This window comes from Pseudomonas marincola (assembly GCF_900682675.2).
Taxonomy (GTDB): domain Bacteria; phylum Pseudomonadota; class Gammaproteobacteria; order Pseudomonadales; family Pseudomonadaceae; genus Aquipseudomonas; species Aquipseudomonas marincola.
Genome location: NZ_LR215729.2, coordinates 3,628,132 through 3,654,877 on the forward strand (window position 1 = coordinate 3,628,132; position 26,746 = coordinate 3,654,877).

Sequence of the window (26,746 nt, forward strand, 5' to 3'; positions counted from 1 at the left end):
AAAGCTTCTGAATACCGCCGTCGCGCGTCAGGTCCGGTTGAACTGACGCGCGACGGCGGGTATCTTTAGCGCCGGTCAGATTTTGTCTGACGCACCTGGATCAGCAGACAGGGTTAACACTGAGCTGGCTTACCTGAAATCCCACTCAGAGGCCTGCACATGCCGACCACTCATATCTGGATCAAAAACCCTCTCGATATTTTCACTGCCAACGATGTTGATGCATCGGGCGGTATCGTTGTCGAGCACGGCATCATCACGGAAATTCTCAAAGCCGGTCAGGAGCCTTCGCGCCCTTGCACTCAGGTCTTTGATGCCCGCGAGCACGTTGTGCTGCCGGGGCTTATCAACACCCACCATCACTTCTATCAGACCCTGACCCGCGCCTGGGGCCCGGTGGTCAATCAGCCGTTGTTTCCATGGTTGAAAACCCTCTATCCGGTCTGGGCACGCCTGACCCCGGAAAAGCTGGCACTGGCCAGTAAAGTGGCCTTGGCCGAGTTGCTTCTTTCAGGTTGCAGCACCGCAGCCGACCATCACTATCTGTTCCCCGGCGGCCTGGAAAATGCCATCGACATTCAGGTCGATGTGGTTCGCGAGCTGGGTATGCGGGCAATGCTTACCCGAGGCTCGATGAGCCTTGGCGAAGCCGACGGTGGCCTGCCGCCGCAACAGACCGTGCAGCAAGGCCAGGTGATTCTTGAAGACAGCCAGCGCTTGATCAAGGAGTACCACGAGCGGGGTGATGGCGCGCAGGTGCAGATCGCTCTAGCCCCTTGTTCGCCGTTCTCGGTAACGCAGGAAATCATGCGCGAGAGCGCGCAACTGGCCGAGCAAATGGACGTGCGCCTGCACACCCATTTGGCTGAAACGCTGGATGAAGAAGAGTTCTGCCTGCAGCGCTTCGGCCTGCGCACGGTCGACTACCTCGACAGTGTCGGCTGGCTCAGTTCGCGTACCTGGCTGGCACATGGCATTCACTTCAACCCTGATGAAATCGCCCGTCTCGGTCAGGCTGGCACCGGCATTTGCCATTGCCCAAGTTCGAACATGCGCCTGGCTTCGGGGATCTGCCCGACTGTCGACCTGGAAGCGGCTGGCGCACCGATTGGTCTGGGCGTTGACGGCTCGGCGTCCAACGATGCCTCGAACATGATTCTGGAAGCGCGTCAGGCCCTTTACATTCAGCGCCTGCGCTTCGGTGCCGAAGCCATCACCCCGGAACGCGCATTGGGTTGGGCAACCAAGGGTTCAGCCAAACTCATAGGACGCAGCGACATTGGCGAGATCGCCGTCGGCAAGCAGGCGGATCTGGCCTTCTTCAAGCTCGACGAGCTGCGTTTCTCCGGCAGTCACGACCCGATCAGCGCCATGCTTCTGTGTGGCTCGGACCGTGCCGACCGCATGATGATCGGCGGCCAGTGGCGCGTAATCGACGGCCAGATCGAAGGCCTCGATGTCGCCCAGTTGATCGCCGATCACCGTCAGGCCGCCAAGGAACTGATCGCCGGCTAAAGAGCCGCCGCACCATAAAGAGGCACTGCATCAGCAGCCAGCTGATCAGCCGCACCATCAACGAACCCCGCCTGCGCGGGGTTTGTTGTTTAAGCGAAGCAGCAACGCTGTGCAGGGTATTTTTAAAGTCGCAAGGCTCACTCACAGCCTGCCTTTACGCGCGGTTACAGGTTTGCGAAGTAATTACACGGGGTAATTGTCTAGTTGGTCAGTTTTTTGCAGTTGACTTACGGTCAACGTATAACAAGCATAATCACGCCATCACCCAACATTTACGGAGCAACACCCGCTATGCACAAGAAGAGCAAAGGACCCTTGCTGCGCACCCTCGTCGCCGCCCTTGGTTTCAGCGCCGCCATGAGCGCCTCCGCCGCTGACCCGCTCAAAGTCGGCTTCGTCTATATCGGGCCTATCGGCGACCACGGCTGGACTTATCAACACGAGCAAGGCCGCAAGGCACTCGCGGAGAAACTGGGCGATAAAGTCGAAACCAGCTTCGTTGAAAACGTACCGGAAGGTGCTGATGCCGAACGTGTTATCCGTAACATGGCAAAAGGCGGTTATGACCTGATTTTCTCGACCTCTTTTGGCTACATGAACCCAACCGTGAAAGTGGCCAAACAGTTCCCGAAGGTAACCTTCGAGCACGCCACCGGTTACAAGCAAGCGAAAAACCTCGGCACTTACCTGTCGCGCTCGTATGAAGGCCGTTATGTCGGTGGTTATCTGGCAGCCAAGATGACCAAATCCAAGGTTGTCGGTTATGTGGCCTCTTTCCCGATTCCAGAAGTGATCCGCGACATCAACTCGATCCAGCTGGCGCTCGACAAGTACAACCCGGGCACCGAGATCAAAGTGGTCTGGGTCAACTCCTGGTTCGATCCGGGCAAAGAGTCTGACGCGGCCAACGCGCTGATCGATCAGGGTGCGGATGTTATCTTCCAGCACACTGACAGCCCGGCGCCGATCCAGACCGCAGAACGTCGAGGTGTTTACGCAGTTGGTTACGCCTCGGACATGGCCCACTTCGGCCTGAAAGCGGTACTCACCTCGATCGTCAACAACTGGGGCCCGCATTACATCAAGGCCAGCGAAGCGGTTATGGCCGGCACCTGGAAGTCTCAGGATTACTGGGGCGGCCTGGATGACGACACCATTCAACTGCCGATCAGCGACATCGTGCCGGCTGACGTAAAAGCTGAAGCCGAGAAGATAATCGCCAGCATCAAGTCGGGTGAATTTCATCCGTTCACCGGCCCGATCAAGGATCAGAGCGGTGCAGTCAAACTGGCTGACGGTGTAGTGGCGACCAACGCCGAACTGGCGTCGATGAACTACTACGTAGAAAATGTTAAAGCTGAGCTGCCTAAATAGCAGCCTAAGTAAAAGATGCACTGGCCCGGCATCCGGTTAACTCCGGGTGCCGGGCCAAGGTGTATCTGCAACTGAACGTGAGAATTGCATGAGCATTGATAAACTGCCCGTTATTGATATCGCCCCGTTGTACGGCAACGACCCGGATGCTTCCCTGGCTGTCGCCAACGCCATTGATGCGGCGTGTCGTGAATGGGGATTTTTCTACATCACCGGTCATCCAATCAGCCGTGAGCGCATGAGCTCGCTGCTGGATACCGCCAAAGATTTCTTCGCCCGTCCCGACACCGAAAAGCTCGCCATCGATATTACTCAGAGCGCGCATCACCGGGGCTATGGCGCGATTGCCACCGAGCAACTCGACCCGAGCAAACCCAGCGACCTCAAGGAAACCTTCGACATGGGTTTCCACATGCCCGCCGAGCACCCCGAAGTGCTGGCCGGCAAGCCCTTGCGCGGCCCTAATCGCCACCCGGATATTGCCGGCTGGAAAGACCTGATGGAGACCCATTACGTCGATATGCACGAGCTGGCAAAAACCCTGCTGCGCAGCATGACCATCGCCCTGGGCATTGAGCGTGACTTCTTCGATACACGCTTCGAAGAGCCCATCAGCGTGTTCCGCATGATCCACTATCCGCCGCGCCACACCGCGACCAGCGCCGATCAGCAAGGCGCCGGCGCACATACCGATTACGGCTGCATCACCCTGCTGTATCAGGATCAAGCCGGTGGCTTGCAGGTGCAGAACATCAACGGCGAATGGATTGATGCACCGCCAATCGCCGATAGCTTCGTGGTGAATCTGGGCGACATGATGGCGCGCTGGAGCAACGACCGTTACAAGTCGACGCCGCACCGGGTCATCAGCCCGCTGGGAGTTGATCGCTATTCGATGCCGTTCTTCGCAGAACCGCACCCGGACACCGAAATCAGCTGCTTGCCCGGCTGCTCGGACGCCAACAACCCGCCGAAATACCCGAGCACCACCAGCGCCGCCTACCTGCTGTCACGCTTTGCCGATACCTACGCCTATCGCCGCGAAGAAGCGTAAATCTAAGTGACCGCAGCCTGGATAATTCTCACGATACCCAGGCTGCGAATATCACCCAGATCCCCGACAATTACACTCGCCGATTCGCACCAATCCTGACCCAGCGGTTAAACTGTTGCCCGATAAGCCCTGCGATGAGATTTCAATATGTACGAATGGTTAAATGCCCTGCCCAAAGCCGAACTGCACCTGCACCTTGAAGGCTCGCTTGAGCCCGAGTTGCTGTTTGCACTCGCCGAGCGCAACAAGATCGCCCTGCCCTGGACCGATGTAGAGGCATTGCGCAGCGCGTATGCATTTAACAACCTGCAGGAGTTTCTCGACCTTTATTATCAGGGCGCGAACGTGCTGCGCACCGAGCAGGATTTCTACGACCTGACCTGGGCGTATCTGTTGCGCTGTAAGGCGCAGAACGTGATTCATACCGAACCGTTCTTCGACCCGCAAACCCACACCGATCGCGGCATTCCGTTCGAAGTGGTGGTTAACGGTATCCAGCAGGCGCTCAAGGATGGCCAGGAAAAGCTCGGTATCAGCTACGGCTTGATCCTCAGCTTTCTACGGCATTTGAGCGAAGAGCAAGCGTTTGTCACGCTTGATCAGGCACGACCATTTCGCGACGCGTTTATTGCCGTCGGCCTCGACAGTTCCGAGATGGGTCATCCGCCGAGCAAGTTTCAGCGGGTATTCGACAAAGCGCGCAGCGAGGGTTATCTGACCGTTGCTCACGCCGGCGAAGAAGGTCCGCCCGAATACATTTGGCAGGCATTGGACCTGCTCAAGATTGAACGGATTGATCATGGTGTGCGCGCTATCGAAGACGAGCGCCTGATGCAGCGCATTATCGACGAGCAAATTCCACTGACAGTCTGCCCGCTGTCGAACACCAAACTGTGTGTGTTCGATGACATGCGCCAACACAACATTCTCGAAATGCTTGAGCGCGGCGTTAAAGTCACCGTCAACTCGGATGACCCAGCCTACTTCGGCGGCTACGTTGGCGAGAATTTCGCCGCGTTGTACGACAGCCTCGGCATGACCGAAGTGCAAGCGCGCAAACTGGCGCAGAACAGCCTCGACGCTCGTCTGGCCTAAAGCGCAATCAGGGGGCTCAACGGCCCCCTGAACACTTGCTGGTCACTGCTGACCGGGTGATTAACCAAGCGTGCCCGGCTAGCGCGACTCGGGTCTAACTCAGTGCTGGTGCTCGCTGTGTTCAGCCGGCGCGGTTTTTTGCACAGCAACTTCAACTGTTACAGCGCCCGATTTCTCGAAGTTAAGGGTTAACGGAAAACGTTCACCGTCCTTCATTTGCCCTTTCAGTTGCATCAGCATGACGTGGTAGCCCTTGGGCTCGAAACGCACCTCCCCGCCTGCAGGAATGTCGACGCGTTTAACCTCCTGCATTTTCATCACGCCATCTTCCATGAGGTTCTCGTGCATCTGGGCCAGACCCGCTTGTGGGCTGCTGACCGAGATCAGCGCATCCGCTTCCTTGCCATGGTTTTCCACCACGAAATAGGCCGCAGCAGCCGGCGCAACTGGCGGCATTTCGCGTGACCACGGATGTTCGATGTGCAACTGGCCCGCATCGTATTCATGCGCTGAGGCAAACATGCAGGGAACCATCAATGTCACCAGTAACAACGTTTTCTTCAACATAAACACTCCAAAAGTAAAACGAACCGCCCGCAACACGGGCGGTTGGCGCCGGCAATCTGCGCCGTTAACCAGCAGGCTACTGGGCCTGCAAGCGGGTGGATGAGTTCATCCGTGAAAGTATCAGCCAGTCAATCAATGCGATCAGCAGCAATGAGCCGCCCACCAGCGGGAAAGCAATGCCGACCAGCCCCATGATCACTAACCCGGTTTTCCAGCGCGGCAGATCGTGGCGCAATGGCGGCACGCCCAGACGACCTTGCGGCCGGCGCATCCACCAGATCACCAGACCGCTGATCGCACTGAGCAAAATCATCAAACACACGGCCAGCATCAGCAACTGATTGGCCAGCCCGAACATCTTGCCTTCATGCAGCACCACCCCGGTTTCTACCGTGCGGGCAACCAGCCCGTAGTCGGCCCAGCGAATGTCTGCCAACACTTTACCGCTGTATTGGTCGATGTGCAGGGTTGCATCGTTACGCGGATCGTCAGCGAACACCGCCACGGTGTACACACCCTTCTCACCCTTGGGCAGGGTCACGCTGTAGCCGGGGGTGACTTTGTGCGCCGTGGTAGTCTCCACCACAGCTTGCAAGCTGACCTTCGGCGATGCGTTGGTGGCAGGTGCCTGTGCATGGCCGTTGTGCGCCGCATGCGGATCAGACTCTGGCATTGGCGTGTTCTCAACCGCCCATGCCACGGTTTGCACGGCGCCGTTGTTGAGCGTACGCGCCTCAACATCCGAGGTGGGCACCTCTTCCCACATTGCCGGCGGAAAGTGATTCCAGGTACCGGCAAACTTGGCGCCCCAAAAACCGGTCCAGGTCATGCCGGTAAGCAGCATGAACAGCAAAAAGATCGAGCCCCAGAAACCCAGCACCGAGTGCACATCGCGCCAGAATGCCCGGCCGCTGTTGGCCATGCGCGGCCACAACAGCGCCGCTTTATTGGCCCCGCGTGGCCACCATAAATACAAGCCGGAAATCACCAGCAAAATGCCCCAGCCCGCCGCCAGTTCCACCAGACGATCGCCGAGCGTGCCGATCATCAACTCGCCGTGAATCTTGCGGGCGATGGCTTGCAGGTTGTCATGCGCGTCCTGAGTTCCCAGCACTGTGTTGCTGTACGGATCAACAAACACATTGAGCGTTTGCTCACCGTTAGCCAGCTCGAACATGGCACTGCGATCAGCCGCCACAGGTGGCATGTATTTACTGATTTGCGCCTGTGGATAAGCTTGCTGCACAGTCGCCATCTGTTGATCGGCCGAAACCATTGTGCCGGCCTGCGGCACCTGCATGAGGTCGGCATACATCAAGTCATCAAGCTGCGGTTTGAACAGGTAGATGATCCCGGTTAACGACAGCATGATCAGAAATGGAATGACGAACAGCCCGGCGTAGAAATGCCAACGCCAGGCCAGGTTATAAAATGAGGGAGTGCTGGTTTTCATTTTTTGGCTCCGGCTAGCGGGTGGTGTGTGTTGTTAGCAACTGCAAGATTGCGTTGATCATGGCTCATAACCGCCACTCCAGACCGGCGAAGACACTGCGGCCATCGCCTGGTAAAAACTGAGCACTGTCCTGGCCCTGGGCATCCGCAATCACGCCAGTAGTCGCCACGTAGGTTTTGTCGGACAGATTGCGTCCCTCAACAAAAAAGCCAATGCCTTCGGGCATTTGGTATCCGGCTTTCAAACCCCAGATGAAATAACCATCGGCATAGAGAGTTTCTGCCTGGTCGACGTTGTAATGGGTAGGTGCCCACTCGAATGTAGGCCCGGCGTACCAACCGGACTGCTGCCACAGCGCTTCCCCTTTGAGGTACTGCTTGGGCATGCCCGCGAGCTGATTGTCGCCGTAGACATCATCGTCATCGAAGTGGAAATCATTAAGCAGGTACTGCCCGCGAAATGTCACCTGAGCCAAGCTGATCGCCGCGCCGAACTCGAGCCCCTGATGGATGGTCCGGTCAGCATTGACGGTGCCCAGCGGATCGCCATTGGCATCGTTCAACGATAGCAGTTCGTCACGAATTTCACTGCGGTACGCCACCAGATCAAGATCCAGATTGTCACGCTGCCAGCGCATCCCCAGCTCGAAGGTATTGGCGCGCTGTGCATCGTTATCGGTAACCACCTGCCCGCCCGTCAATTCGCTGAACGTTGGCGGCTCGAAACTCTGGCTGAAGTTGGCAAAGAACTGCACGCCTTCCGCATAGTCATGACGAACGCCAAGGCGCGCGGTACGGCCGATGTAGGTTTTGTTGAATGACTCGTCCTGAGCCAAACAGAAGCCGCTGACAAAGGCATTGCACTGCAAGCGGTCGTCTACGTCGCGTTCCTGATGCAACCACGCGAGGCCGCCAATAACAGCCCAGTCCTTGGCCACAGGCATTTCCAGCTCGGCAAAGGCATTGAAGTTGTTTGCGCTCTGTTGCAACTCATTAACTTTGCGCCCGGCATGGCCGGACATATTGATTGAGCGCGTATCATCGCTCCTGCCTTCACTGGCCTCCACACCGCCCAGCCAGCGCCAACCGTCCTGATTGCTCCAGGTGTGCGTAAGACGTATGCCATAGTCTTCACTGTCGACATCCAGCACCTGAAAAATCGGGTGCCACAGCGATTTCTCGCTGTAGAAGGTCGACAGCTGCAACGCATGGCCATCATCGAGTTGCAGGGTTGAGATGTTGCCAATCCGGTCCAGGTTCAGATCGCGTTTTTGATCGCCTGATAAACTGCTGGCTGAAGCCTGTTCGGGGTCGTCTCTGAGTTGGGCCTGAGTCAAACTTCCCGGTAGTTCGGAGTCGGACTCGACATGAGTCAGGTAGAAACGCGTGGCAATACGGTCATTGATACGCCCGCCGATATTGGCAAATACCCGCTGGTTGTCCTGATCGGAGTGATCGCGGTAGCCGTCCTGCGCCGAGTCCGACAAGCTGACAACGCCATCCCAATCACCAAAGTCTTGCGCAAATGCACCGTACAACCGGTGATAGCCAAAACTACCGCCCTCATAGCGCAGGTCTACCGGGGCTGCTGTTTTACCCGTGGGGGTCACAAAATTCACCGCGCCGCCGAGATTAGCCGCGCCGTAGCGCCACGCATTGGCCCCACGCAAGACCTCGACCCGGCTGACTGCAAGTGGCTCAATGGTCTGAAAATCAAAGCTGCCGTCCGCGAGATTGACCGGCGCGCCATCCTGCATCAACAGCAATCCACGGCCATGAAAGGTGCGCTGCAGACCAGAACCGCGAATCGATAAACGCGCCTCATCCGAGCCGAAGCGCGGCTGCACAAAGACCCCGGTGGCCAAGCCGAGTGCATCCTGGAAGGTGCTGCTGCGACCCGTCTTATAGGTTTGTGCATCAATCACCGAGGCGCCGCCCGGCACCTTGGAAAACTCTTCGCGCTTTTCAGTGAGTGTTGCGGCCGTTGGATCAGACTGCCATTGCCCTTTGACCGTCTCATCCGCCAACTCGACAGGTTCATCAACGGCGCTCACCACCTGGCATACGCCCAAGGCACAGGCGCCCCAGAGACTCTTTTTAATTCTTTGCATGTGTAACTCCCCATCCCGCAAAGAGCCGGCCAGTCAGCCGGACAATGTTGCGAAAAGCTCAGACACTGCACGCCAGAGCGCGAAGCTCTGAACGCAGTCAATCTGGATAATTTTTATGGTCTATTCGCAATGGCGCAGCGTTGCCGGCATCCATTGCAGCGATGGATCATGCGAATAGCGGGGAGGCGCGGGGATTGGCCGAGGGCCATAAATAGCGGACAGCTTTGCCAAATAGCAGAGGTGGTTTCAGCACGGGCTGGCGACTGCTGGCAAACAGCCCAAGTACACCGAAGAAGGCGGCGAGCGCCAAGCCGACAAAGGTTGAACACATGGAGCAACCAAAGCCGCCAGCGGGATTGATCAGCGGAGTGCCTGAGCCTTGCAGATCGAAACCAGAGCCAGAATTGCCGCTGGTTGAGCAGTACGCTCCGTCTATTCCACTGAGCTGCAGGCCGGTCATCTGACCGTGCCCGATACTGCAGGCGAGCGCACTGAACAGCACGCTGATGTACAGCATCCAGGCCAGTAGAACTCGATCAGAGCGGGCAATTTTCATGACGCGGGACTTTAACACTCAGAGGTTGGAGAGCAAGCAAAGGTCTTGAGGCAGTTTGTCGCACTCACAGAGCAATGCTAGCTCGGCATTTTCAAGATTGCCACATGCGAAAAGTTTGTAGATTGCTCCAGAGCCATGCGCTTTGCCGCTGGGGCCTGCGATATAACCGTGAGTTCTCGCCAAGTTCGCGCTTGTTGCCAATGGCGCTAACCAACCGACGATTGCCTGATGAATGTCAGTGAAAGTTCACAGTGCCTGACTACACTGGCTCAACCGAACTCAGGAGGTGCTCAACATGAATATCGCTATCCGTACCGAGAAGAAACCTGAAAGCTCCTGCTGGCAAGTCTTTGTAGACCAGCAAGCGATTCCCTTTCGCAGCGAAGCCGAGGCCCGCCAGTTCGTAACCACGCTTGAAGCACGCGTGCGCGCTCCTCACTGGCTGCCGGAGCAGAAAATCGCGGGGTAAATCCCGCTCAAACCGGGTGCCCCGCACGCAGTTCTGCCCAGCGGGTAAAGCGCGAACACAGCGCAGCCAAAAGCCCGCACCCGCAGATCACCGTTGCCATCGGCATCGCTGTGCCATCATGCAGCACACCCACCATTGCCGCCGCACTGGCGGCAATGCCAAATTGCAGACTCCCCAACAACGCCGAAGCACTCCCCGCATGGCTGCCCTGCCCGGCCATGGCGCTGGCCGTGGAGTTGGGTAGAAGAATCCCCAGGCAGGATATGCAGCCAAACAGCGGCAACAGAATCGGCCACAACGCGGCGGGCGCCGAACTGGCAACAGCAAGCAAGGCAGCGCCACACGCCAGATAGAACAGCACGACTCTGCGCACCCAGTAACTCGGATTACGCTTGGCCAACAGCCAGGAGTTAAGTTGCGCGACCAGAATAAAGCCGCCCGCGTTAATCCCGAAAACCCAGCCGTAATGCTCGGGCGGAATGTCGTACAGATCGATGAACACGAACGGCGAGCCGGCGATGTAGGCGAACATGCCCGCAATGGACAAGCCGCCCGTCAGCGCATAGCCCATAAACGGCAGGTCTTTTAACAAGTGCAGGTAATTGCCTATAGCGCCGCTCAGCGGAGCGGGCTTGGCGTCGGCTGCCAAGGTTTCCGGCAGCCAGCGCGCCACCGCCAGACCACTGAGCACGCTGAATGCGCACAGGCAGAAAAAGATCGACTGCCAGCCAAGTGTCGCCAGCATCGCGCCGCCCAGTATCGGTGCCAGAATCGGCGCCAGCCCCATGACCAGCATCAACTGCGAAAACACCTTGGCCGAGGCAATCGGGTCGCACAGGTCGCGCACCACGGCCCGCGAAATCACCATGCCAGCGCAGCCACCCAAGGCCTGAATAAAGCGCGCAGCAATCAACCATTCAAGGCTTGGCGCCATCGCGCAGGCCAGCGAGCCCAACGTGAACAGGGTTATCCCGACCAGCAGTGGCTTGCGCCGGCCAAAGCGGTCGGCCAATGGTCCATAGAGCAATTGGCCGATAGCCAGGCCGATGAAGTACACCGCCAGCGACACTTGCACGTGCTCGATATCGGTTGAGAAAGCCGCTGCTATCGCCGGAAAACTTGGCAGGTAGAAGTCGATTGCCAATGGCCCGAATGCACTTAAAGCGCCAAGGATCAGCAGTGTTCGCAGGTTCATGGGGTGGCTCGTAAAAGGGTTTCTTAAAAACGACAACGCCGCCTTGAATTAAGGCGGCGTTGGTTTACCGGGCAATCACTCTATGTGATCGACTGCTGGTTTGTCTGCTTTTCGCTTGCCGATTTTATCGCCCCACGACTCAACCAACATAAAGAACATGGGAATCAGGAAAGTCGCCAGCAAAGTGGCTGCGAGCATCCCGCCGATGACCCCGGTACCAATCGAGTGACGACTGGCTGAACCTGCACCACTGCTGATAGCCAGCGGCACAACACCCAGGATGAACGCCAGCGAGGTCATCACAATCGGCCGGAAACGCAGACGTGCAGCCTCCAGTGCCGACTCGAAAATGCTCTTGCCTTCACGGCGCAGCATCACCGCAAACTCGACAATCAGAATCGCGTTCTTCGCCGCCAGACCGATCAATGTCACCAAGCCGACCTGGAAGTAGACATCGTTCTCGATGCCACGCAGCCACACTGCCAGAATGGCCCCGAATACCGCGAACGGTACGGCCGTGACCACCGCCAACGGCAATGTCCAGCGCTCGTACTGGGCGGCCAGAATCAGGAACACCATGATGATGCCGAAGATGAACGCCAGGCTACCCGAACCCTGAGTCGCCAGTTCCTGATACGCCGAACCGGTCCAACCGATGGTGTATTCCGCGCCCAGCACCTTGTCTGCCACTTCCTGCACAGCTTGCAGGGCTTGGCCCGAACTGTAGCCCGGCGCTGGCCCGCCGAGAATCTTCGCCGACGGATACACGTTGAAACGTGCATAGGTATCCGGCCCGAGAATACGCTCGACACTTACCAGAGTCGCCAACGACACCAGCTCACCGGTGGTCGATGAACGCACGTACACCTGCGACAAGTCTTCCGGCTTGCGGCGGAACTCGGACTCAGCTTGCAGGCTCACCTGCCAGGTACGGCCATACAGGCTGAAGTCGTTGACGTAGTAGCTGCCGAACGTTGACTGCATCGCGGTGAACACATCACTGATCGACACGCCCAGAGAACGGGCCTTGGTGCGATCCAGGTCGATGTAGTACTGCGGTACGTTGGCGTTGAAGGTGGTCTGAATACCTGCAAGTTCTGGACGCTTCTTCGCCTCGGCGATCAGCTCGTTCGCCTTGGCAGCCAACTGTTCAGTGGTCCCGCCGGAGCGATCCTGAATGTAACCCTCGAAACCACCGGTGGTGCTCATGCCGGTAATCGGCGGCGGGTTGAACGTGGCAACCACGCCATCCTTCTGGCTCGCGCCCATGCCCATGTAGTCATAGATCAGGTTACGTGCGTCCAGCTCTGGCGTATCACGCTCCTTCCAGTCATTGAGGGTGATGAACGACACGCCGGCGTTACTGCGCGTACCCATGGTCAGTACGTCGAAACCGGCAAAGGTCACCACGTCTTTAACTTCTGGGCGGTCCATTAACTGCTGCGTCACATCGCCGGTCAGTTTCTCGGTGCGCGTCAGCGAGGCGGCGGCCGGCAGGAAGTAGGCGTTGAGTACATAGCCTTGGTCTTCATCTGGCACCAGCGAGCTTGGCACCCGGCCAAACAACACCACCATCAGCGCAATCATGCCGCCAAACAGCACCAGGCCCATCAGCGAGCGCTTGAGGAAGAAGCGAACACCGGCGGTATAGCCATTGGTGAGCTTGTCGAAAGCCCGGTTGAACCAACGGAACGGTGCCGCCGGTTCGTGATGGCCGGGCTTGAGCAGCAAGGCGCAAAGTGCCGGGCTCAGTGTGAGTGCGACGATGCCCGAGATCACCACCGAAACGGCAATGGTAATCGCAAACTGTTTATACATTTGTCCTGCTAGCCCCCCGAGGAAGCCAACCGGAATAAATACCGCACAGAGCACCAGCACGATGGCGACGATAGGGCCCGTCACCTCTTCCATCGCCTTGATGGTGGCCTCTTTCGGCCCGATCTTGTCCGTCGCCATGACCCGCTCGACGTTCTCGATCACCACAATCGCATCGTCCACCACGATACCGATTGCCAGTACCAGACCGAACAGCGTCAGCAGGTTGATCGAGAAGCCCAGCGCATACATGCCGGCAAAGGTACCGATCAGCGACACAGGAATCGCCAGCACCGGAATCAGTGTGGCGCGCCAGTTCTGCAGGAAGATGAACACCACCAGAACCACCAGCACCAGCGCTTCAACGAAGGTGTGGATAACTTCTTCAATCGATACTTTTACAAACGTGGTGGTGTCGTATGGAATCTTGTATTCCATACCGTCCGGGAACTTGGTCGCCAGACGTTCCATGGTCTTGTTGACCGCCTCAGCGGTGTCCAGTGCGTTCGCGCCTGGTTGCAGATACACACCGAAGGCGGCGTTCTGCTGGCCATTGAGCGAGGTCACCAGCGAGTAATCCTGTGCGCCCAGCTCAATCCGGGCAACGTCCTTCAGGCGCAGGCTGGCGCCAGTCTCATCAGAACGCAGGATGATATTTTCGAACTCTTCAGGGTCAGTAAAACGGCCCTGAGTGGTCACGGTGTAGGTGAAGTCGAGCTTCTGCTTGAGCGGCTGCTGACCAAAACTACCGGCGGCAAACTGCGAGTTCTGCTCACGAATGGCGTTGACCACATCCGTTGGCGTCAGGTTGTACTGCGCCAGTTTGTCGGGGCTCAGCCAGATACGCATCGAGTAGTCTTGCGAGCCAAACTGGGTGACGTCACCCACGCCCGGCAGACGCTTCAATTCGTCGATAACGTTGATCAGCGCGTAGTTACTGATAAACACCGGATCGCGTGAGTCATCCGGCGAGAACAGGGTGACAACCTGGAGAATGTCCGAAGACTTCTTCTCAACGTTTACCCCCTGACGACGCACCTCTTCCGGCAGCTTGGCCAGTGCGGCCTGCACCCGGTTGTTAACGTCGATGGTGGCCTGATCCGGATCACGCCCGACATCGAAGTACACCGCCAAACGCATGGTGTTACCACCCGAGTTCGACTGCTGATAAATCATCCCTTCAACGCCGTTGATCTCTTGTTCCAACGGCGCCGCAACGGTTTCAGCAATCACCTGGGCACTCGCCCCCGAGTAGGTAGCGGTCACCGATACCTGAGGCGGAAGAATCTGTGGATACTGCGCAACTGGCAACGCGCGCATTGCCATAAGGCCGGCGAGCACGATTACCACCGAGATGACCGATGAGAACACCGGCCTTTCAATAAAGAAGCGAGAGATCACCTAATTACTCCTCAGCTTTTTTATCGGTGGCAGGCGCCGAACCGACTTTTACGGGAGCATCAGGACGAACCTTTGACAGGCCCTCAACAATCACTTTATCGCCGGCACTGATGCCGGACTCAATCACCCAGCGACCATTCGCGGTGCGGCCCGTTTTGATCTGACGAGTACGGGCAACGCCCTTGTCATCAACCACATACAGGAAGGTGCCTTTAGGGCCCTGGGAAACGGCGCGCTCCGGAACAGTCAGCGCGTCTGGCAGGGAAATGCCCTTGAGCTGAACGCGTACGAACTGGCCCGGCAGCAAGCTTTGATCCGGGTTAGGCACAACAGCACGGGTACTTACGCTGCCAGTGCCGCGGTCGATCAGGCTGTCGGTGAAGTTGACCTTGCCTTCCAGCGGATACGTTGAACCGTCGCCGTAGGCGATACCAACGCGCAGCTCTTTGTCTTCAAGCACCAACGAACCATTGGCCAGGCCACTGCGGACCTTTTTCACATCGCTGTCGGGCGCGGCGAAGTTGACGTAGATCGGATCAAGCTGAGTAATCTTGGTCAGCAAGCTGGCGTTCGGGTCACCGGCTACCATCAGGCTGCCTTCAGAAACGGTTTCTTTGCTGGTAATCCCGGAGATAGGCGCCTTGACCGTGGTGTATTCCAGATCAATCTGCTTGGACTGCACTTCTGCTCTGGCGGCCTGAATGTTCGCCTTGCTTTGCTCGAAGTTGGAGACGGCATTGTCCAGCTCGCTCTCGCTGGCATAGCCCTTTTTCTGCAATTCGCGAATACGCTTAAGGTCGCGCTCGGTCTGACGATAACGCGCCTGTTCCTGCGCCAGAGCACCTTTGGCACGCGCTAATGCGGCCTCATAAGTGCGCGGGTCGATGCGGAACATCACCTGGCCCTTAGTCACCTGGCTACCTTCCAGATAGGTGCGCTCCTGCAGAATGCCACTTACCTGAGCGCGCAACTGGATTTCGCGAAAACCTGCAGTACGTGCCGGATATTCGAGCAGTAACGGGAACGCTGCCGGCTGCACTGTTTCGACCGTTACTTCTGGCGCTGGCGGCGCATCTTCGGCGTGAGCGGCATTAAACAGTGTGCTTAGAGCAAAAAATCCCAGAAATGCAGGGAAATGGCGAGCAAAGGACATAGGTGTCTCCGAGACATCGTACAGCACAAAAAAACAGGCCGACGATCCTAGTTACATACAGGTATGTTTGTAAATAGAATAACCAGGCAATTTTTATTACACTCTGTTCCAAAACAGAGCCGTTAAATCAAGCCGATACCGCCATGCGTAGAACCAAAGAAGACGCTGAGAAAACCCGCCTGGCCATTTTAGCGGCTGCAGAAGAACTATTTCTGGAGCGCGGCGTTGCTCACACAAGCCTAGAACAAATTGCGCGAGAAGCCGGAGTAACTCGTGGCGCGGTGTATTGGCATTTCGAAAATAAAGCCCAATTGTTTCACGCGTTACTCAGCCAGGTTCGCCTGCCCCTCGAACAAATGACAGAACGCTTCAACGGCAATCCCGGGGAAGACGCCCTGCAAACCTTGGCAAACCTGTGCATCGAAGCGCTTGAGGGCTTGGTACTCGAACCACAAAAACGCCGGATTTTCACTATTCTGCTGCATCGCTGTGAGTTCACCGACGAGCTACGCGACGCAGAAATACGCCACGAAAGCTTTATCAACGATTTCATCAATCTGGTTGAGCAACAATTCTGCCAACCCGACATCCGCCAGCGACTGCGCCCGGAAATGACCCCGGCACTGGCTGCACGCGCATTGCACGCGATGATCGTTGGATTGTTTTCTGACTGGCTGCGCGACCCTGAATTATTCGACCCGCTCAAGCATGGCCGAATAATCATTGACTCGTTTATTGCAGGGCTGGTGCAGCAACCGAACCTATAGCGCTTCGCTCGCAACCAGCGTGTAACCCTCGCCCTCTATGGCCTCCCCCAGCTTCTCTGCCGGCAACTCGCTTTCGACCAGAACCTTGCCGGCCTGCAAATCGACGGTAACCTGAGCGGCCGGATCGAGCTTTTCAAGCGCCCGAGTGATGCCCTGAACACAATGCGCGCACGTCATACCCGCCACAATGAATATCTGCATGATTGGTTCTCCACTGGTGTGTAATGCCTGCAACGCAGACCGAAACGCTACTTTCGACCTTGCCACGGGGTTAAGGTCAAGCACCTCATCATGCACCCTTACACACACCTGCGCACCGAAAGTGCACAACACAAGCGCAGTGCCAGCCGCTATGCTAGGGATTCATCTCGCCTTTTAAAGGAGACCGCCGATGCGCCTCGCTTGGCTATTGGCATTGACCACTGCGTTTGCAGCCACCATGACGCAGGCGCAAACCCTGCACTCATCGCAAGCTCAGGCCGGAGGCTTTGCCATACTGGTGGTCTCGCGTGAACGCCTGCAAGTGAATACCCAATGCGAAATCGGCGTGTACCTGCATGACCAACTCGCCGGCCGACTGTTTCAGGGCCAGTCGATCTCGTTCAACTTGCCGCCAGGCGAAATCGCCGTGCGCCTGCAGCCTGTCGGCAGTGGCGAATGCAAATCCGGAGTCGACCTGCGCGACAGCCAGCGCCTGCAATTACGCGCCGGCGATATCCAACGCTACAACATTGCCGTCAGCAACGGTGGCCTGCATTTGCTGCACGCCAATCGCTGAGCATCCATGGTGTTGAGGGACTGGGACACAGAAAGGCCTTGACCTTACCAATGTGGCAAGGTTGATCCTAGGGGCAACTCTTCAAGGAGACTGAGAAATGGCCGCCCCCAACACGTTTGATCTCCCCATTAGCGGCATGACCTGCGCCAGTTGCGCTGGCCGGGTTGAGCGCGCCCTGCGCCAATTGCCCGAAGTGCACAGTGCCACGGTTAATCTTGCGACAGAGCATGCCCGCATCGAAGCACCCGCTGACAGCCTGGAGAAACTGCTTTCCAGCATCGAAGCGGCAGGCTACAGCGTACCCAGCGAGCGAATTGAACTGGCTATCAGCGGCATGACGTGCGCCAGTTGTGTGGGCCGCGTCGAACGCGCCTTGAATAAAGTGCCGGGCGTTGTGCACGCCAGTGTCAATCTGGCCAACGAGCAGGCGACGGTGCAGGTCACTCAGGGCATAACCACCGAGAGCCTGGTTGCGGCCGTCAAGGCTGGTGGTTATGAGGCGCGCGTAATCGACGCCGAAGACCATCAGGTATCCGACGCCGAACGCCGCCTGAAAACCGAGCGCTGGCACCTGATTGCGGCCGCGCTGCTCACGCTGCCACTGGTGGTGCCGATGCTGGTTGCCCCGTTCGGCTTGCACTGGATGCTCCCGGCGTGGCTGCAATTCGCCCTGGCCACGCCTGTGCAGTTCATCATTGGCGCGCGCTTCTACCGCGCCGGCTGGCGTGCCCTGCGTGCAGGCGCCGGGAATATGGATCAACTGGTGGCGATCGGCACCAGCGCCGCCTTTGGCCTGAGCATTTACCAATGGCTGAACGCACCCGCCGGCGCCGCCCCGCACCTGTATTTTGAATCTTCAGCGGTGGTGATCAGCTTGATCCTGCTCGGCAAATATTTCGAGAGCCGCGCCAAACGCCAAACCACCACTGCGATTCGGGCGCTGCAAGCACTCCGGCCGGATCAAGCGGTGAGATTGCAGGATGGTCAGGAGCAAGTCGTGGCCCTGAGCGAACTGCAACTCGGCGACAGCATTGTGGTAAAGCCTGGCGAGCGCTTTCCGGTGGACGGTGAAGTACTTGAAGGCCAGAGCCATGCCGACGAGGCCCTGATCAGCGGCGAAAGTCTGCCTCAAGCCAAGCAGCCGGGCGATAAGGTCACAGCCGGAGCCATCAATGGCGAAGGCCGCTTGCTCGTGGCGACACGTGCGCTGGGCGCGGAAACCGTATTGGCGCAGATCATACGACTGGTCGAAGACGCGCAGGCCGCCAAGGCCCCGATCCAGAAACTGGTGGATAAAGTCAGCCAGATTTTCGTCCCCGCCGTCCTGTTGATTGCACTGGCCACGTTGGTCATCTGGCTGATGCTTGGCGCCACGCTCAGCACCGCCCTGCTCAACTGCGTCGCGGTATTGGTGATCGCCTGCCCCTGCGCCTTGGGGCTGGCAACGCCGACTGCAATCATGGTCGGAACGGGCGTGGCGGCGCGCCACGGAATTCTGATCAAGGACGCTGAGGCGCTTGAAGTAGCGCACCAGATCAAAGTGGTCGCATTCGACAAAACCGGCACATTGACCTCCGGCAGCCCGCGCATCACCGATCTCAAAGCCGCGTCTGGCACTGAACAGCAACTGCTGCAAATGGCTGGTGCCCTGCAGCGCGGCAGTGAGCATTCGCTGGCCAAGGCAGTGCTCGATGCCTGCACCGAACGAAAGCTAGAACTGCCAACTGCCAGTGACAGCCAAGCCCTGCCGGGACGCGGCATCAGCGGCCAGATCGGCGAACGCAAACTGGCGCTGGGCAATCAACGCCTGCTTGAAGACAACCACCTGCAAGCAGGAGACCTCAGCAACGAGGCCAAAGACTGGGAAGCCCAAGGCCGAACGCTTTCATGGTTGCTGGAGCTTGCGCCGCATCCGCAGGTGCTGGGCCTGTTTGCCTTTGGCGACACGCTCAAGGAAGGCGCGCAGGAGGCCGTCAGCAAACTCAGAGAATTGGGCGTTCAGAGCCACGTGATCAGCGGCGATAACTGGGGCAGCGTCAATGCCGTGGCCGCCGAACTGGGCATCGAACATGCTCATGCGCAGGTGTTGCCCGGCGAGAAGGCCGAGTTGGTCAGCGAGTTGCGCCAGACCGGCCGCGTGGCGATGGTGGGCGATGGCATCAACGACGCCCCTGCGCTCGCCGCCGCCGACGTTGGCATCGCCATGGGCGGCGGCACCGATGTGGCCATGCATGCAGCCGGGATCACCCTGATGCGCGGCGACCCGCGACTGGTGCCAGCAGCGCTCGAGATCAGCCATCTGACGTACAACAAGATTCGGCAGAACCTGTTCTGGGCGTTTGTGTACAACCTGATCGGCATACCGCTGGCGGCGATGGGGTTGCTGAATCCGATGTTGGCGGGCGCGGCGATGGCGTTTTCGAGCGTCAGCGTAGTGGCCAATGCCCTGCTTCTCAAGCGCTGGCACCCTTGAGTGCGATCATTCTGAGGCTACTGCGCTTAGGGATTGCTGCGTTATAAACAGGCTCGGAATGCTCATTTACACCAGTAAACTCCGCTTCCTCGCCTGTTTATGCCTTGCACTCCCGTCGCTCGCTACGCCTCAGAACGATCACAGTATTGCAGTGAATGTGGGAAGAGCAAGGGCTTTTTGGGGTAGAAGAGCAAGACTGAAACTGCGTTACACGTGGTGCAAGCGGGTGGGGTTAACGGCAGTACAGCGTCAGTAAATCGCTGAAAACTAATGCGTCTAGGGGTTGCCGCGTTATAAACAGGCTCGGAATACTCATTTACACCAGTAAACTCCGCTTCCTCGCCTGTTTATGCCTTGCACTCCCGTCGCTCGCTACGCCTCAGAACGATCACAGAATTGCAGTGAATGTGGGAAGAGCAAAGGCTTTTTGGGGTAGAAGAGCAAGGGCAAAACTCTAGTTAGAAGCGAATTGGCTTCAACTATGGAAAACGCGATGGAGGCGAGTGTGAATATTGGGCAGGCGGCGAAGAAAACTGGCTTGAGCGCGAAGATGATTCGTTACTACGAATCCATCGAGTTGCTGCCGGCGGCGGGGCGCAGCGAGAGTGGTTACCGGCAGTACAGCGCCGGTGATTTGCATCGCTTGGGGTTTATCAAGCGGGCGCGGGATTTGGGTTTTTCGCTGGATGAAGTGGCGCGACTGCTGACGCTGTGGCAGGACCGTCAGCGTGCCAGCGCCGATGTTAAGGCGTTGGCGGCGGAGCATATCGACGAGTTGAACCGCAAGATCATCGCAATGAGTGAACTGCGCGACACGCTGCAAGACCTGATGGATCACTGCCACGGTGATGATCGCCCGGACTGCCCAATCATCAAGGCGCTGGAGCCTTCTACCGACGCGCGATAGGCGTCGGCATGGCGTTATCCGGCAATAGTCAGCGCCATCAAACCTTCGAACAGTCGGCAACCGCCTCAAGCAGCGCGGAGCAATCGACGGCAAAATGATCGACCAGACTCGGCCACGGATTCTCCGCCAGGTTTACCAACACGCTGTATGCACCGGCGGCGCGGGCGCATTGCAAGTCGTAGAGATAATCACCGACCATCACCAGCTCATCGGGCTGCACCTGCCATTGTTCGGCCAGATGCAGCAAACCGGCGGGGTCCGGTTTCGGATGGGCTTCATCACGGCCCAATACGGCATTGGCAGCGAAGCAGTTAGCAACGCCAATGGCCTCAAGCGTGAGCCAGGCCAATTCGTGAGCGTTGCGGGTCAGGATACCCAGTTGGTAGCCGCGCTGATGCAGCGCCTGCACCAGTTCGACCGCCCCCGGTGCTGGTTTGGCGCTGAGCGCCAATTCGCGCTCATGCTCAAGCAGCCAGGCATGTTTGGCTGCGGCATCGGCAGCCGGCAGCCCAGCCAGATGGTGCAGGATGTCGTGTTCCAGCGGGATGTCGAGATAGCGTTTGATCGCTTCGAAGTCATGCACGGCAAGCGTCAGCGTGCCATCCATGTCGAACACCCAATGACGCGACTGTCTCAGTTTCATTTCCAGTCTTCACGCAGACGAATCAAGCCTTCCTGAGCCACCGAGGCCACCAACTGGCCTTGGCGGTTGAACACGCTGCCCCGCGAAAAACCGCGCGCATTACCGGCCCACGGGCTGTCCATGGCGTAGAGCAGCCAGTCGTCCATGCGCAGGTTTGCGTGGAACCACAAGGAGTGATCGAGGCTGGCGACCTGCATGTGTTTCTGCCAGACCGAGACGCCGTGCGGCTGCATCGAGGTGGTCAGCAGGTTGAAGTCCGAGGCATAACCAAGAATGTATTTATGGATCGCCGGAATGTCCGGCAAGGTGCCATCGGCACGGAACCAGACGTACTTGACCGGTTCCATCACCTCGGGCGCGAACGGGTTGCACTGGGTAACCGGGCGGATCTCGATCGGTTTCTGGCTCAGCGCACGCTCGCGCATTCTTTCCGGCAGCAGGTGAGCGATTTCAGCGACCAGCTCGGTTTCAGACTTGAGGCTTTCAGGGCCGACCACATCAGGCATCTGGGTCTGATGGTTAAAGCCTTCTTCGTCGTACTGGAACGAGGCACTGCAGGTGAAAATCGGCTGACCCTTTTGAATCGCCATGACCCGTCGCGTGCTGAAACTGCCGCCATCGCGCACGCGGTCGACCTGATAAACCACCGGCAGTGTCGAGTCGCCGGGGCGCAGAAAGTAGCCGTGCAAGGAGTGCACATGGCGGGCATCTTCGACTGTCTGGCTGGCGGCAGAAATACATTGGCCAAGTACTTGCCCACCAAACAACTGGCGAAAACCGAGATCCTGGCTGACACCACGAAAGAGGTTTTCTTCAATATTTTCGAGGCTGAGCAGAGCAACCAGCTCTTCGAGTACCTGACTCATGTATTTCTCCATTACCCGCGCTGCGCAGGCGGTAATCAATACAACAGGGAGCAGCGGCTATGGGTAATCGACGCTGCCTGTTGTAAAACAATTAGTGCTTGGTCAGTGATTATCGGTCATATCCTACCGTTGGTGCACGGCATCATCGCAATAGCCGGATAAAACAGTGGCTGAATAACCCCGGCGTTTATGTCTTTCGAGGCGCCGCCAACCAATCCTCATGGGTTATACGATAGAGCACATGACGACTCAGCCAGTGCCCGACAGGCAAGGCTGGATGCTCAAAATCCTCACGGCTGGAGTGCTGCATGCCGAGAGCCTGCATGAGCTGAATCGACGGCCCATTGACCTCGGCAGTAAAGGCCACGACCTCGGGCAATTGAAGCTGGCTGAACGCACAATCAAGCGCGGTACGCGCCGCTTCGCTGGCATAGCCCTGATGCCAGTATTCACGCGCCAGCCGCCAGCCAATCTCGGCAGCGGGGTTGGTAGCAGAACTGAATGAAGCCTCGAAGCCAACGCGGTTCAAACCGGTAAAACCTATTAACTGGCCGCTGCCTTTTTGCTGCAGCGCCCAAAAACCATAGCCTTGCGCGGCAAATTGGCCACGCAGGCGCTCAAGCATCTGCGCACTTTGCTCGCTGCTCAACACGGCGGGGAAAAAGCGCATCACCTCGCTGTCGGCATTGAGCGATGCCAGCGCCGGCAGGTCTTCCGGCGTCCACTGGCGCATGATCAATCGCGGCGTTTCAAGCTCAATCATCAATCCTCCGAGGCGCCTTGGCCTTGAGTGATAAAGGTAGGCAGGCTCATACTCGCATGCCAGCCGCCACGCTGTTTACTAGCGCGGATAACGGCACTGAACTCTGTACATCTGCACCTCGCTCAAGGCTTATTTGCATGCACCTGCCCCTCGTCTACCACGAAGACTACAGCCCGCCCTTCCCCGAGGGCCATCGCTTCCCAATGGAGAAGTTTCGCCTGCTGCGCGATCATCTGCTGGAGTCCGGTCTGGTCACTGATGCGCAACTGCAACGCCCGGAGCTTTGCCCGGCCGAGATTCTCGCCCTGAGCCATTGCCCGGCGTATATCGAACGCTACATGAGCGGCGAGTTGCCCTACGCCGATCAGCGCCGCCTTGGCTTGCCTTGGAGTGAAGCTTTGGCGCGACGTACTGTTCGGGCGGTGGGCGGTTCGTTGTTGGCCGCCGATCTGGCGCTCAAGCATGGGCTGGCGTGTCATCTGGCCGGTGGCACGCACCATGCGCACTACGATCATCCGGCGGGCTTTTGCATCTTCAATGATCTGGCCATCATCAGCCACTCATTGCTGGCAGCCGGGCGGGTGCAGCGCGTGCTGATCTTTGACTGCGATGTGCATCAGGGCGACGGCACTGCGCGCTTGCTGGCAGATACCCCGGATGCGATCACGGTATCCCTGCACTGCGAAAAGAACTTTCCGGCGCGCAAGGCCGAAAGCGACTGGGACATTGGCCTGCCGATGGGCATGGGTGATGCGCAATACCTGCAGGTGGTTGATGAGGCGCTGAATTATCTGTTGCCGCTTTATCAACCCGACCTGGTGCTATATGACGCAGGTGTCGATGTGCACAAAGATGACGCACTGGGGTATCTTCAGCTTACTGATGCTGGCGTTGCGCAGCGTGATGAGGCCGTACTTAATCACTGCCTCGGACGCGATATTCCATTGGTCGGGGTCATTGGTGGCGGCTACGACAAAGACCGCCGGGCGTTGGCCAAACGCCATGGAATCCTGCACCACAGCGCCGCTAAAGTCTGGCAACAACGCCAAATGGGTTAGACGCACGGTTATCCGCCAGCGCAAATAAGCTCTAAAATGCGCGACCTGGCTGTGCTGCCTACACCGCTAACTGTAACTGGACCTGCCTGAATGCTCCCTCGCTCCGAACAGAAACAGCAAACCCGCCTCGCACTCATGGCTGCCGCCCGCAACCTGATGGACAGTGGTCGCGGTTTTTCCAGCCTCAGCCTGCGCGAAGTCACGCGCTGCGTGGGGATTGTGCCGACCGGGTTTTATCGTCACTTCAACGATATGGACGCTCTGGGTCTGGCGCTGGTTGAGGAAGTGGGCCATACGTTCAGCAGCACCATCCGCATCATCCGCCACCATGAACTTGAACTCGGCGGCTTGATCGATGCGTCAGTTCGGCTGTTCCTTGATGGAGTCGCCCAGCATCGCTCGCAGTTCCTGTTTCTCGCCCGTGAGCAGTTCGGTGGCTCGCTGCCTGTGCGTCAGGCGCTCGGGACTTTGCGCGAGCGCATCACCGCCGACCTTGCCGCCGACCTGCGCACCATGCCCAAACTGCGCCATCTTGATGATCCGGCGCTGGATATTCTCGCCGACAGCATTATCAAAGTGGTATTCGCCACACTTCCGGAACTGGTCGATCCACCCGAGTACGAGCTACCGGCGCACCTGACGCCGCAAGCCAAACTGATCGAACAATTGCGCTTCATATTCATTGGCGCGAAGCATTGGCAAGGCCTCGGCAGCGCCCATGCGCACGATGAAAGCTGAACAGCGCACCAACTCAGTGCATCAGCGTTTTTAACGCACCAAATAAAACCTGACTGACGCCCCAAGTTTTGGCGCAGTGGCGTGCGTGCGCCTGTTCACGGGGCATACGCCAAGTTGGCAAGCACCTTGCTCCTGTCGCTGCATCTATTTGTAGCGCACTTATCTGCCGGAACTTACCCATGCTGGTGATCCACCAAAGAATTGCTGCTCAGCCTGACTGGGACGCCGAATTACTCCTGACCTTCGAGGCGCGCAGCAAAAGCCGCCTGCGCACCTTCTCGACCACCGGCGAAGATGTCGGATTGTTCCTAGAGCGTGGCCAGCCGCCCCTCTACGACGGGGAATGCCTGCGCGCCGAAGATGGCCGCATAGTGCGCGTTTGCGCCCGCCCGGAACAACTGCTGCACGTCACTTGCGCCACACCGTTCGAGCTGATGCGCGCGGCCTATCATCTGGGCAATCGGCATGTCGCGCTGCAGCTCGGTGACGGTTGGCTGCGCCTGCCGGACGACTACGTGCTCAAGGCCATGCTCGAACAACTCGGTGCCAAGGTCGAACTGATCGAAGCGGCCTATCAACCGGAACATGGCGCCTACGGTGGCGGCCATCATCATTCGCACGCGGGCGATGCCGAGTTCAGCTACGCACCGCGCCTGCATCAGTTTGGTGTGCGCAAGTGAATAACAGCTGGGCCTTGCTCAGGCTCGCCAGTCCGCAGCTGCCGATTGGCGGATACAGTTATTCACAAGGCTTGGAGATGGCCGTCGAAAATGGTCGGGTCAATGATCCGCAGACCGCCAAACAGTGGATAACCGATCAATTGCTGCTCAATCTGGCGCGCTTCGAGGCGCCGCTGTTGCTCGCCCATTGCCGCGCTGCTGCCGATGGGCAATGGCAAACGCTCAAGCAGTTGGCCGATCAACACCGCGCCAGCCGTGAAACCCGCGAGTTCAGACTGGAAAGCCGGCAGATGGGTTACTCGTTGCGCCAGTTGCTGCACGACCTGCCCGAGACCGATGACGCCGCGCGCGACATGTTCGCCGCCTTCACCGAGCCGGGCCTTGCGCTGGGCTGGGCACTGGCGGCGCGCGCCTGGCAAATCAGCCCGCAAGACGCCCTCACAGCTTGGCTCTGGGGCTGGCTGGAAAACCAACTGGCGGTGCTGATGAAAACCCTGCCGCTTGGCCAGCAGGCCGCGCAACGCCTGACGTCCGAATTACAACCTGCACTGCAGCAAGCGCACAGCACCTGCTGCCAACTCGATCCCGCCGACTGGGGCAGCGCCGCTTTTGGCCTGAATCTTTCGAGCATGGCGCACGAGCGCCAATACAGCCGACTCTTCCGTTCTTGATAAGGAAACAGCACATGAACAGCCAACCTTTGCGCGTCGGTATCGGCGGCCCGGTAGGTTCCGGTAAAACCGCACTGACCCTCGCCCTGTGCCTGGCTCTGCGAGACCGCTACAACCTGGCCGTCGTCACCAACGACATCTACACCCAGGAAGACGCCCAGTTTCTGGTACGCAATGAAGCCCTCGCCCCCGAGCGCATCATTGGCGTGGAAACCGGCGGCTGCCCGCACACCGCGATTCGCGAAGATGCCTCAATCAATCTGGAAGCGGTTGAGCAGCTGAATCAGCGTTTCCCCGGCCTCGACCTGATTATCGTTGAGTCTGGCGGCGATAACCTGTCTGCGACCTTCAGCCCGGAATTGTCCGACCTGACCATTTACGTGATCGACGTTTCCGCCGGCGACAAGCTGCCGCGCAAAGGCGGCCCCGGCATCTGCAAATCCGATTTGCTGGTCATCAACAAGGTCGATCTGGCGCCTATGGTCGGTGCTTCGCTGGAAGTAATGGACCGTGACACACGCAAGATGCGCGGCGACAAGCCATTCGTTTTCAGTAACCAGAAAGTCGGCCAGGGTCTGGACCAGATCATCGCCTTTATTGAACGTCACGGCATGCTCACCGTCGCCTGATTCGCTGAGCCCAAGG

At 58.2% G+C, this 26,746-nt stretch carries 25 protein-coding genes; 14 read left to right on the top strand and 11 right to left on the bottom strand.

The features are described from left to right. The first annotated feature begins 159 nt into the window (after positions 1-159). From PMYSY11_RS16775 to PMYSY11_RS16790, 4 genes are all read left to right on the top strand, one after another. Complete coding sequence (locus PMYSY11_RS16775; protein ID WP_069899644.1) at positions 160-1,515, top strand: 8-oxoguanine deaminase; 1,356 nt, start codon at positions 160-162, stop codon at positions 1,513-1,515. 291 nt (positions 1,516-1,806) lie between these two features. Next, the gene (locus PMYSY11_RS16780) at positions 1,807-2,889 is read left to right on the top strand and encodes a BMP family ABC transporter substrate-binding protein (RefSeq protein WP_150547497.1); all 1,083 of its coding nucleotides are present in this window, start codon (positions 1,807-1,809) and stop codon (positions 2,887-2,889) included. Positions 2,890-2,983: 94 nt separating this feature from the next. Beyond that, on the top strand, positions 2,984-3,943 hold the full coding sequence (locus PMYSY11_RS16785; protein WP_069899724.1) for a 2-oxoglutarate and iron-dependent oxygenase domain-containing protein: 960 nt from the start codon (positions 2,984-2,986) through the stop codon (positions 3,941-3,943). 147 nt (positions 3,944-4,090) lie between these two features. After that, positions 4,091-5,038, top strand: coding sequence for an adenosine deaminase (locus PMYSY11_RS16790; protein ID WP_150547498.1), 948 nt, complete (start codon positions 4,091-4,093; stop codon positions 5,036-5,038). Positions 5,039-5,137: 99 nt separating this feature from the next. On the opposite strand, the gene PMYSY11_RS16795 is transcribed toward PMYSY11_RS16790, so the two are convergent. The 4 genes from PMYSY11_RS16795 to PMYSY11_RS16810 all read right to left on the bottom strand — a co-directional run bounded on the left by PMYSY11_RS16795 (position 5,138) and on the right by PMYSY11_RS16810 (position 9,724). Continuing rightward, positions 5,138-5,605 carry a copper chaperone PCu(A)C gene (locus tag PMYSY11_RS16795; RefSeq protein WP_150547499.1) on the bottom strand — a complete coding sequence of 156 codons (468 nt, stop codon included), beginning with the start codon at positions 5,603-5,605 and terminating at the stop codon, positions 5,138-5,140. Positions 5,606-5,681: 76 nt separating this feature from the next. Then, positions 5,682-7,058, bottom strand: a complete 1,377-nt coding sequence (locus PMYSY11_RS16800; RefSeq protein ID WP_150547500.1) for a PepSY-associated TM helix domain-containing protein — start codon at positions 7,056-7,058, stop codon at positions 5,682-5,684. 64 nt (positions 7,059-7,122) lie between these two features. Further along, complete coding sequence (locus PMYSY11_RS16805; RefSeq protein WP_150547501.1) at positions 7,123-9,168, bottom strand: TonB-dependent receptor family protein; 2,046 nt, start codon at positions 9,166-9,168, stop codon at positions 7,123-7,125. Between the two features lie 166 nt (positions 9,169-9,334). Continuing rightward, positions 9,335-9,724: a DUF2946 domain-containing protein gene (locus PMYSY11_RS16810; RefSeq protein WP_150547502.1), complete on the bottom strand. Its 390-nt coding sequence runs from the start codon at positions 9,722-9,724 to the stop codon at positions 9,335-9,337. A 295-nt stretch (positions 9,725-10,019) separates the two neighbouring features. Here PMYSY11_RS16810 and PMYSY11_RS16815 point away from each other — a divergent pair, with 295 nt between their 5' ends. After that, the gene (locus tag PMYSY11_RS16815; RefSeq protein WP_090509100.1) at positions 10,020-10,193 is read left to right on the top strand and encodes a hypothetical protein; all 174 of its coding nucleotides are present in this window, start codon (positions 10,020-10,022) and stop codon (positions 10,191-10,193) included. Positions 10,194-10,200: 7 nt separating this feature from the next. Here the strand turns inward: PMYSY11_RS16815 and PMYSY11_RS16820 are convergent, their stop codons facing one another. The 3 genes from PMYSY11_RS16820 to PMYSY11_RS16830 form a co-directional block, all read right to left on the bottom strand. Continuing rightward, on the bottom strand, positions 10,201-11,388 hold the full coding sequence (locus tag PMYSY11_RS16820; protein ID WP_150547503.1) for a multidrug effflux MFS transporter: 1,188 nt from the start codon (positions 11,386-11,388) through the stop codon (positions 10,201-10,203). Positions 11,389-11,463: 75 nt separating this feature from the next. Continuing rightward, on the bottom strand, positions 11,464-14,604 hold the full coding sequence (locus PMYSY11_RS16825; RefSeq protein ID WP_069899652.1) for an efflux RND transporter permease subunit: 3,141 nt from the start codon (positions 14,602-14,604) through the stop codon (positions 11,464-11,466). Between the two features lie 4 nt (positions 14,605-14,608). Then, positions 14,609-15,757: an efflux RND transporter periplasmic adaptor subunit gene (locus PMYSY11_RS16830; protein ID WP_069899653.1), complete on the bottom strand. Its 1,149-nt coding sequence runs from the start codon at positions 15,755-15,757 to the stop codon at positions 14,609-14,611. 143 nt (positions 15,758-15,900) lie between these two features. Here PMYSY11_RS16830 and PMYSY11_RS16835 point away from each other — a divergent pair, with 143 nt between their 5' ends. Next, positions 15,901-16,524 (top strand): TetR family transcriptional regulator, encoded by a 624-nt coding sequence (locus tag PMYSY11_RS16835; protein ID WP_069899654.1) that lies wholly within the window; start codon positions 15,901-15,903, stop codon positions 16,522-16,524. Here PMYSY11_RS16835 and PMYSY11_RS16840 read toward each other — a convergent pair. Next, complete coding sequence (locus tag PMYSY11_RS16840; protein ID WP_069899655.1) at positions 16,519-16,725, bottom strand: heavy-metal-associated domain-containing protein; 207 nt, start codon at positions 16,723-16,725, stop codon at positions 16,519-16,521. The two genes, PMYSY11_RS16835 and PMYSY11_RS16840, sit on opposite strands and share 6 nt — an antisense overlap. A 190-nt stretch (positions 16,726-16,915) precedes the next feature. Between PMYSY11_RS16840 and PMYSY11_RS16845 the strand changes: the two genes are divergently transcribed. The 3 genes from PMYSY11_RS16845 (at position 16,916) to cueR (ending at position 20,682) form a co-directional block, all read left to right on the top strand. Beyond that, a complete protein-coding gene (locus tag PMYSY11_RS16845) occupies positions 16,916-17,302 on the top strand; it encodes a hypothetical protein (protein WP_069899656.1) in 387 nt (128 codons plus the stop codon). A 97-nt stretch (positions 17,303-17,399) separates the two neighbouring features. Next, positions 17,400-19,775 carry a heavy metal translocating P-type ATPase gene (locus PMYSY11_RS16850; RefSeq protein ID WP_150547504.1) on the top strand — a complete coding sequence of 792 codons (2,376 nt, stop codon included), beginning with the start codon at positions 17,400-17,402 and terminating at the stop codon, positions 19,773-19,775. 505 nt (positions 19,776-20,280) lie between these two features. Then, entirely contained in the window at positions 20,281-20,682 is a 402-nt protein-coding gene (cueR, locus tag PMYSY11_RS16855) for a Cu(I)-responsive transcriptional regulator (RefSeq protein ID WP_150547505.1), read from the top strand. A gap of 37 nt (positions 20,683-20,719) precedes the next feature. Here cueR and PMYSY11_RS16860 read toward each other — a convergent pair whose 3' ends face one another. The 3 genes from PMYSY11_RS16860 to PMYSY11_RS16870 form a co-directional block, all read right to left on the bottom strand. After that, positions 20,720-21,325, bottom strand: a complete 606-nt coding sequence (locus tag PMYSY11_RS16860; protein ID WP_150547506.1) for an HAD family hydrolase — start codon at positions 21,323-21,325, stop codon at positions 20,720-20,722. Further along, the gene (tesB, locus tag PMYSY11_RS16865; protein WP_150547507.1) at positions 21,322-22,191 is read right to left on the bottom strand and encodes an acyl-CoA thioesterase II; all 870 of its coding nucleotides are present in this window, start codon (positions 22,189-22,191) and stop codon (positions 21,322-21,324) included. Before tesB ends, PMYSY11_RS16860 begins: the two co-directional genes overlap by 4 nt. 187 nt (positions 22,192-22,378) lie before the next feature. Next, positions 22,379-22,954, bottom strand: a complete 576-nt coding sequence (locus PMYSY11_RS16870; RefSeq protein WP_150547508.1) for a GNAT family N-acetyltransferase — start codon at positions 22,952-22,954, stop codon at positions 22,379-22,381. Between the two features lie 137 nt (positions 22,955-23,091). Here PMYSY11_RS16870 and PMYSY11_RS16875 point away from each other — a divergent pair, with 137 nt between their 5' ends. From PMYSY11_RS16875 to ureG, 5 genes are all read left to right on the top strand, one after another. Beyond that, a complete protein-coding gene (locus tag PMYSY11_RS16875; RefSeq protein ID WP_150547509.1) occupies positions 23,092-24,012 on the top strand; it encodes a histone deacetylase family protein in 921 nt (306 codons plus the stop codon). A gap of 90 nt (positions 24,013-24,102) precedes the next feature. Beyond that, complete coding sequence (locus PMYSY11_RS16880) at positions 24,103-24,750, top strand: TetR family transcriptional regulator (RefSeq protein ID WP_090509110.1); 648 nt, start codon at positions 24,103-24,105, stop codon at positions 24,748-24,750. A 179-nt stretch (positions 24,751-24,929) separates the two neighbouring features. Then, complete coding sequence (gene ureE, locus PMYSY11_RS16885) at positions 24,930-25,430, top strand: urease accessory protein UreE (RefSeq protein WP_150547510.1); 501 nt, start codon at positions 24,930-24,932, stop codon at positions 25,428-25,430. Continuing rightward, positions 25,427-26,101: an urease accessory protein UreF gene (locus PMYSY11_RS16890; RefSeq protein ID WP_150547511.1), complete on the top strand. Its 675-nt coding sequence runs from the start codon at positions 25,427-25,429 to the stop codon at positions 26,099-26,101. The genes ureE and PMYSY11_RS16890 overlap by 4 nt, the downstream gene beginning before the upstream one ends. 14 nt (positions 26,102-26,115) lie before the next feature. Beyond that, a complete protein-coding gene (gene ureG / locus PMYSY11_RS16895; RefSeq protein ID WP_150547512.1) occupies positions 26,116-26,730 on the top strand; it encodes an urease accessory protein UreG in 615 nt (204 codons plus the stop codon). The last annotated feature ends 16 nt before the right edge of the window (positions 26,731-26,746 follow it).

What these genes read in the sequence shown, in the direction of transcription:
- PMYSY11_RS16775 (WP_069899644.1), top strand. Translation starts at nt 160, where the DNA reads ATGCCGACCACTCATATCTGGATCAAAAACCCTCTCGATATTTTCACT.
- PMYSY11_RS16780 (WP_150547497.1), top strand. Translation starts at nt 1,807, where the DNA reads ATGCACAAGAAGAGCAAAGGACCCTTGCTGCGCACCCTCGTCGCCGCC.
- PMYSY11_RS16790 (WP_150547498.1), top strand. Translation starts at nt 4,091, where the DNA reads ATGTACGAATGGTTAAATGCCCTGCCCAAAGCCGAACTGCACCTGCAC.
- PMYSY11_RS16795 (WP_150547499.1), bottom strand. Translation starts at nt 5,605, where the DNA reads ATGTTGAAGAAAACGTTGTTACTGGTGACATTGATGGTTCCCTGCATG.
- PMYSY11_RS16800 (WP_150547500.1), bottom strand. Translation starts at nt 7,058, where the DNA reads ATGAAAACCAGCACTCCCTCATTTTATAACCTGGCCTGGCGTTGGCAT.
- PMYSY11_RS16805 (WP_150547501.1), bottom strand. Translation starts at nt 9,168, where the DNA reads ATGCAAAGAATTAAAAAGAGTCTCTGGGGCGCCTGTGCCTTGGGCGTA.
- PMYSY11_RS16810 (WP_150547502.1), bottom strand. Translation starts at nt 9,724, where the DNA reads ATGAAAATTGCCCGCTCTGATCGAGTTCTACTGGCCTGGATGCTGTAC.
- PMYSY11_RS16815 (WP_090509100.1), top strand. Translation starts at nt 10,020, where the DNA reads ATGAATATCGCTATCCGTACCGAGAAGAAACCTGAAAGCTCCTGCTGG.
- PMYSY11_RS16820 (WP_150547503.1), bottom strand. Translation starts at nt 11,388, where the DNA reads ATGAACCTGCGAACACTGCTGATCCTTGGCGCTTTAAGTGCATTCGGG.
- PMYSY11_RS16830 (WP_069899653.1), bottom strand. Translation starts at nt 15,757, where the DNA reads ATGTCCTTTGCTCGCCATTTCCCTGCATTTCTGGGATTTTTTGCTCTA.
- PMYSY11_RS16835 (WP_069899654.1), top strand. Translation starts at nt 15,901, where the DNA reads ATGCGTAGAACCAAAGAAGACGCTGAGAAAACCCGCCTGGCCATTTTA.
- PMYSY11_RS16840 (WP_069899655.1), bottom strand. Translation starts at nt 16,725, where the DNA reads ATGCAGATATTCATTGTGGCGGGTATGACGTGCGCGCATTGTGTTCAG.
- PMYSY11_RS16845 (WP_069899656.1), top strand. Translation starts at nt 16,916, where the DNA reads ATGCGCCTCGCTTGGCTATTGGCATTGACCACTGCGTTTGCAGCCACC.
- PMYSY11_RS16850 (WP_150547504.1), top strand. Translation starts at nt 17,400, where the DNA reads ATGGCCGCCCCCAACACGTTTGATCTCCCCATTAGCGGCATGACCTGC.
- PMYSY11_RS16860 (WP_150547506.1), bottom strand. Translation starts at nt 21,325, where the DNA reads ATGAAACTGAGACAGTCGCGTCATTGGGTGTTCGACATGGATGGCACG.
- tesB (WP_150547507.1), bottom strand. Translation starts at nt 22,191, where the DNA reads ATGAGTCAGGTACTCGAAGAGCTGGTTGCTCTGCTCAGCCTCGAAAAT.
- PMYSY11_RS16870 (WP_150547508.1), bottom strand. Translation starts at nt 22,954, where the DNA reads ATGATTGAGCTTGAAACGCCGCGATTGATCATGCGCCAGTGGACGCCG.
- PMYSY11_RS16875 (WP_150547509.1), top strand. Translation starts at nt 23,092, where the DNA reads ATGCACCTGCCCCTCGTCTACCACGAAGACTACAGCCCGCCCTTCCCC.
- PMYSY11_RS16880 (WP_090509110.1), top strand. Translation starts at nt 24,103, where the DNA reads ATGCTCCCTCGCTCCGAACAGAAACAGCAAACCCGCCTCGCACTCATG.
- ureE (WP_150547510.1), top strand. Translation starts at nt 24,930, where the DNA reads ATGCTGGTGATCCACCAAAGAATTGCTGCTCAGCCTGACTGGGACGCC.
- ureG (WP_150547512.1), top strand. Translation starts at nt 26,116, where the DNA reads ATGAACAGCCAACCTTTGCGCGTCGGTATCGGCGGCCCGGTAGGTTCC.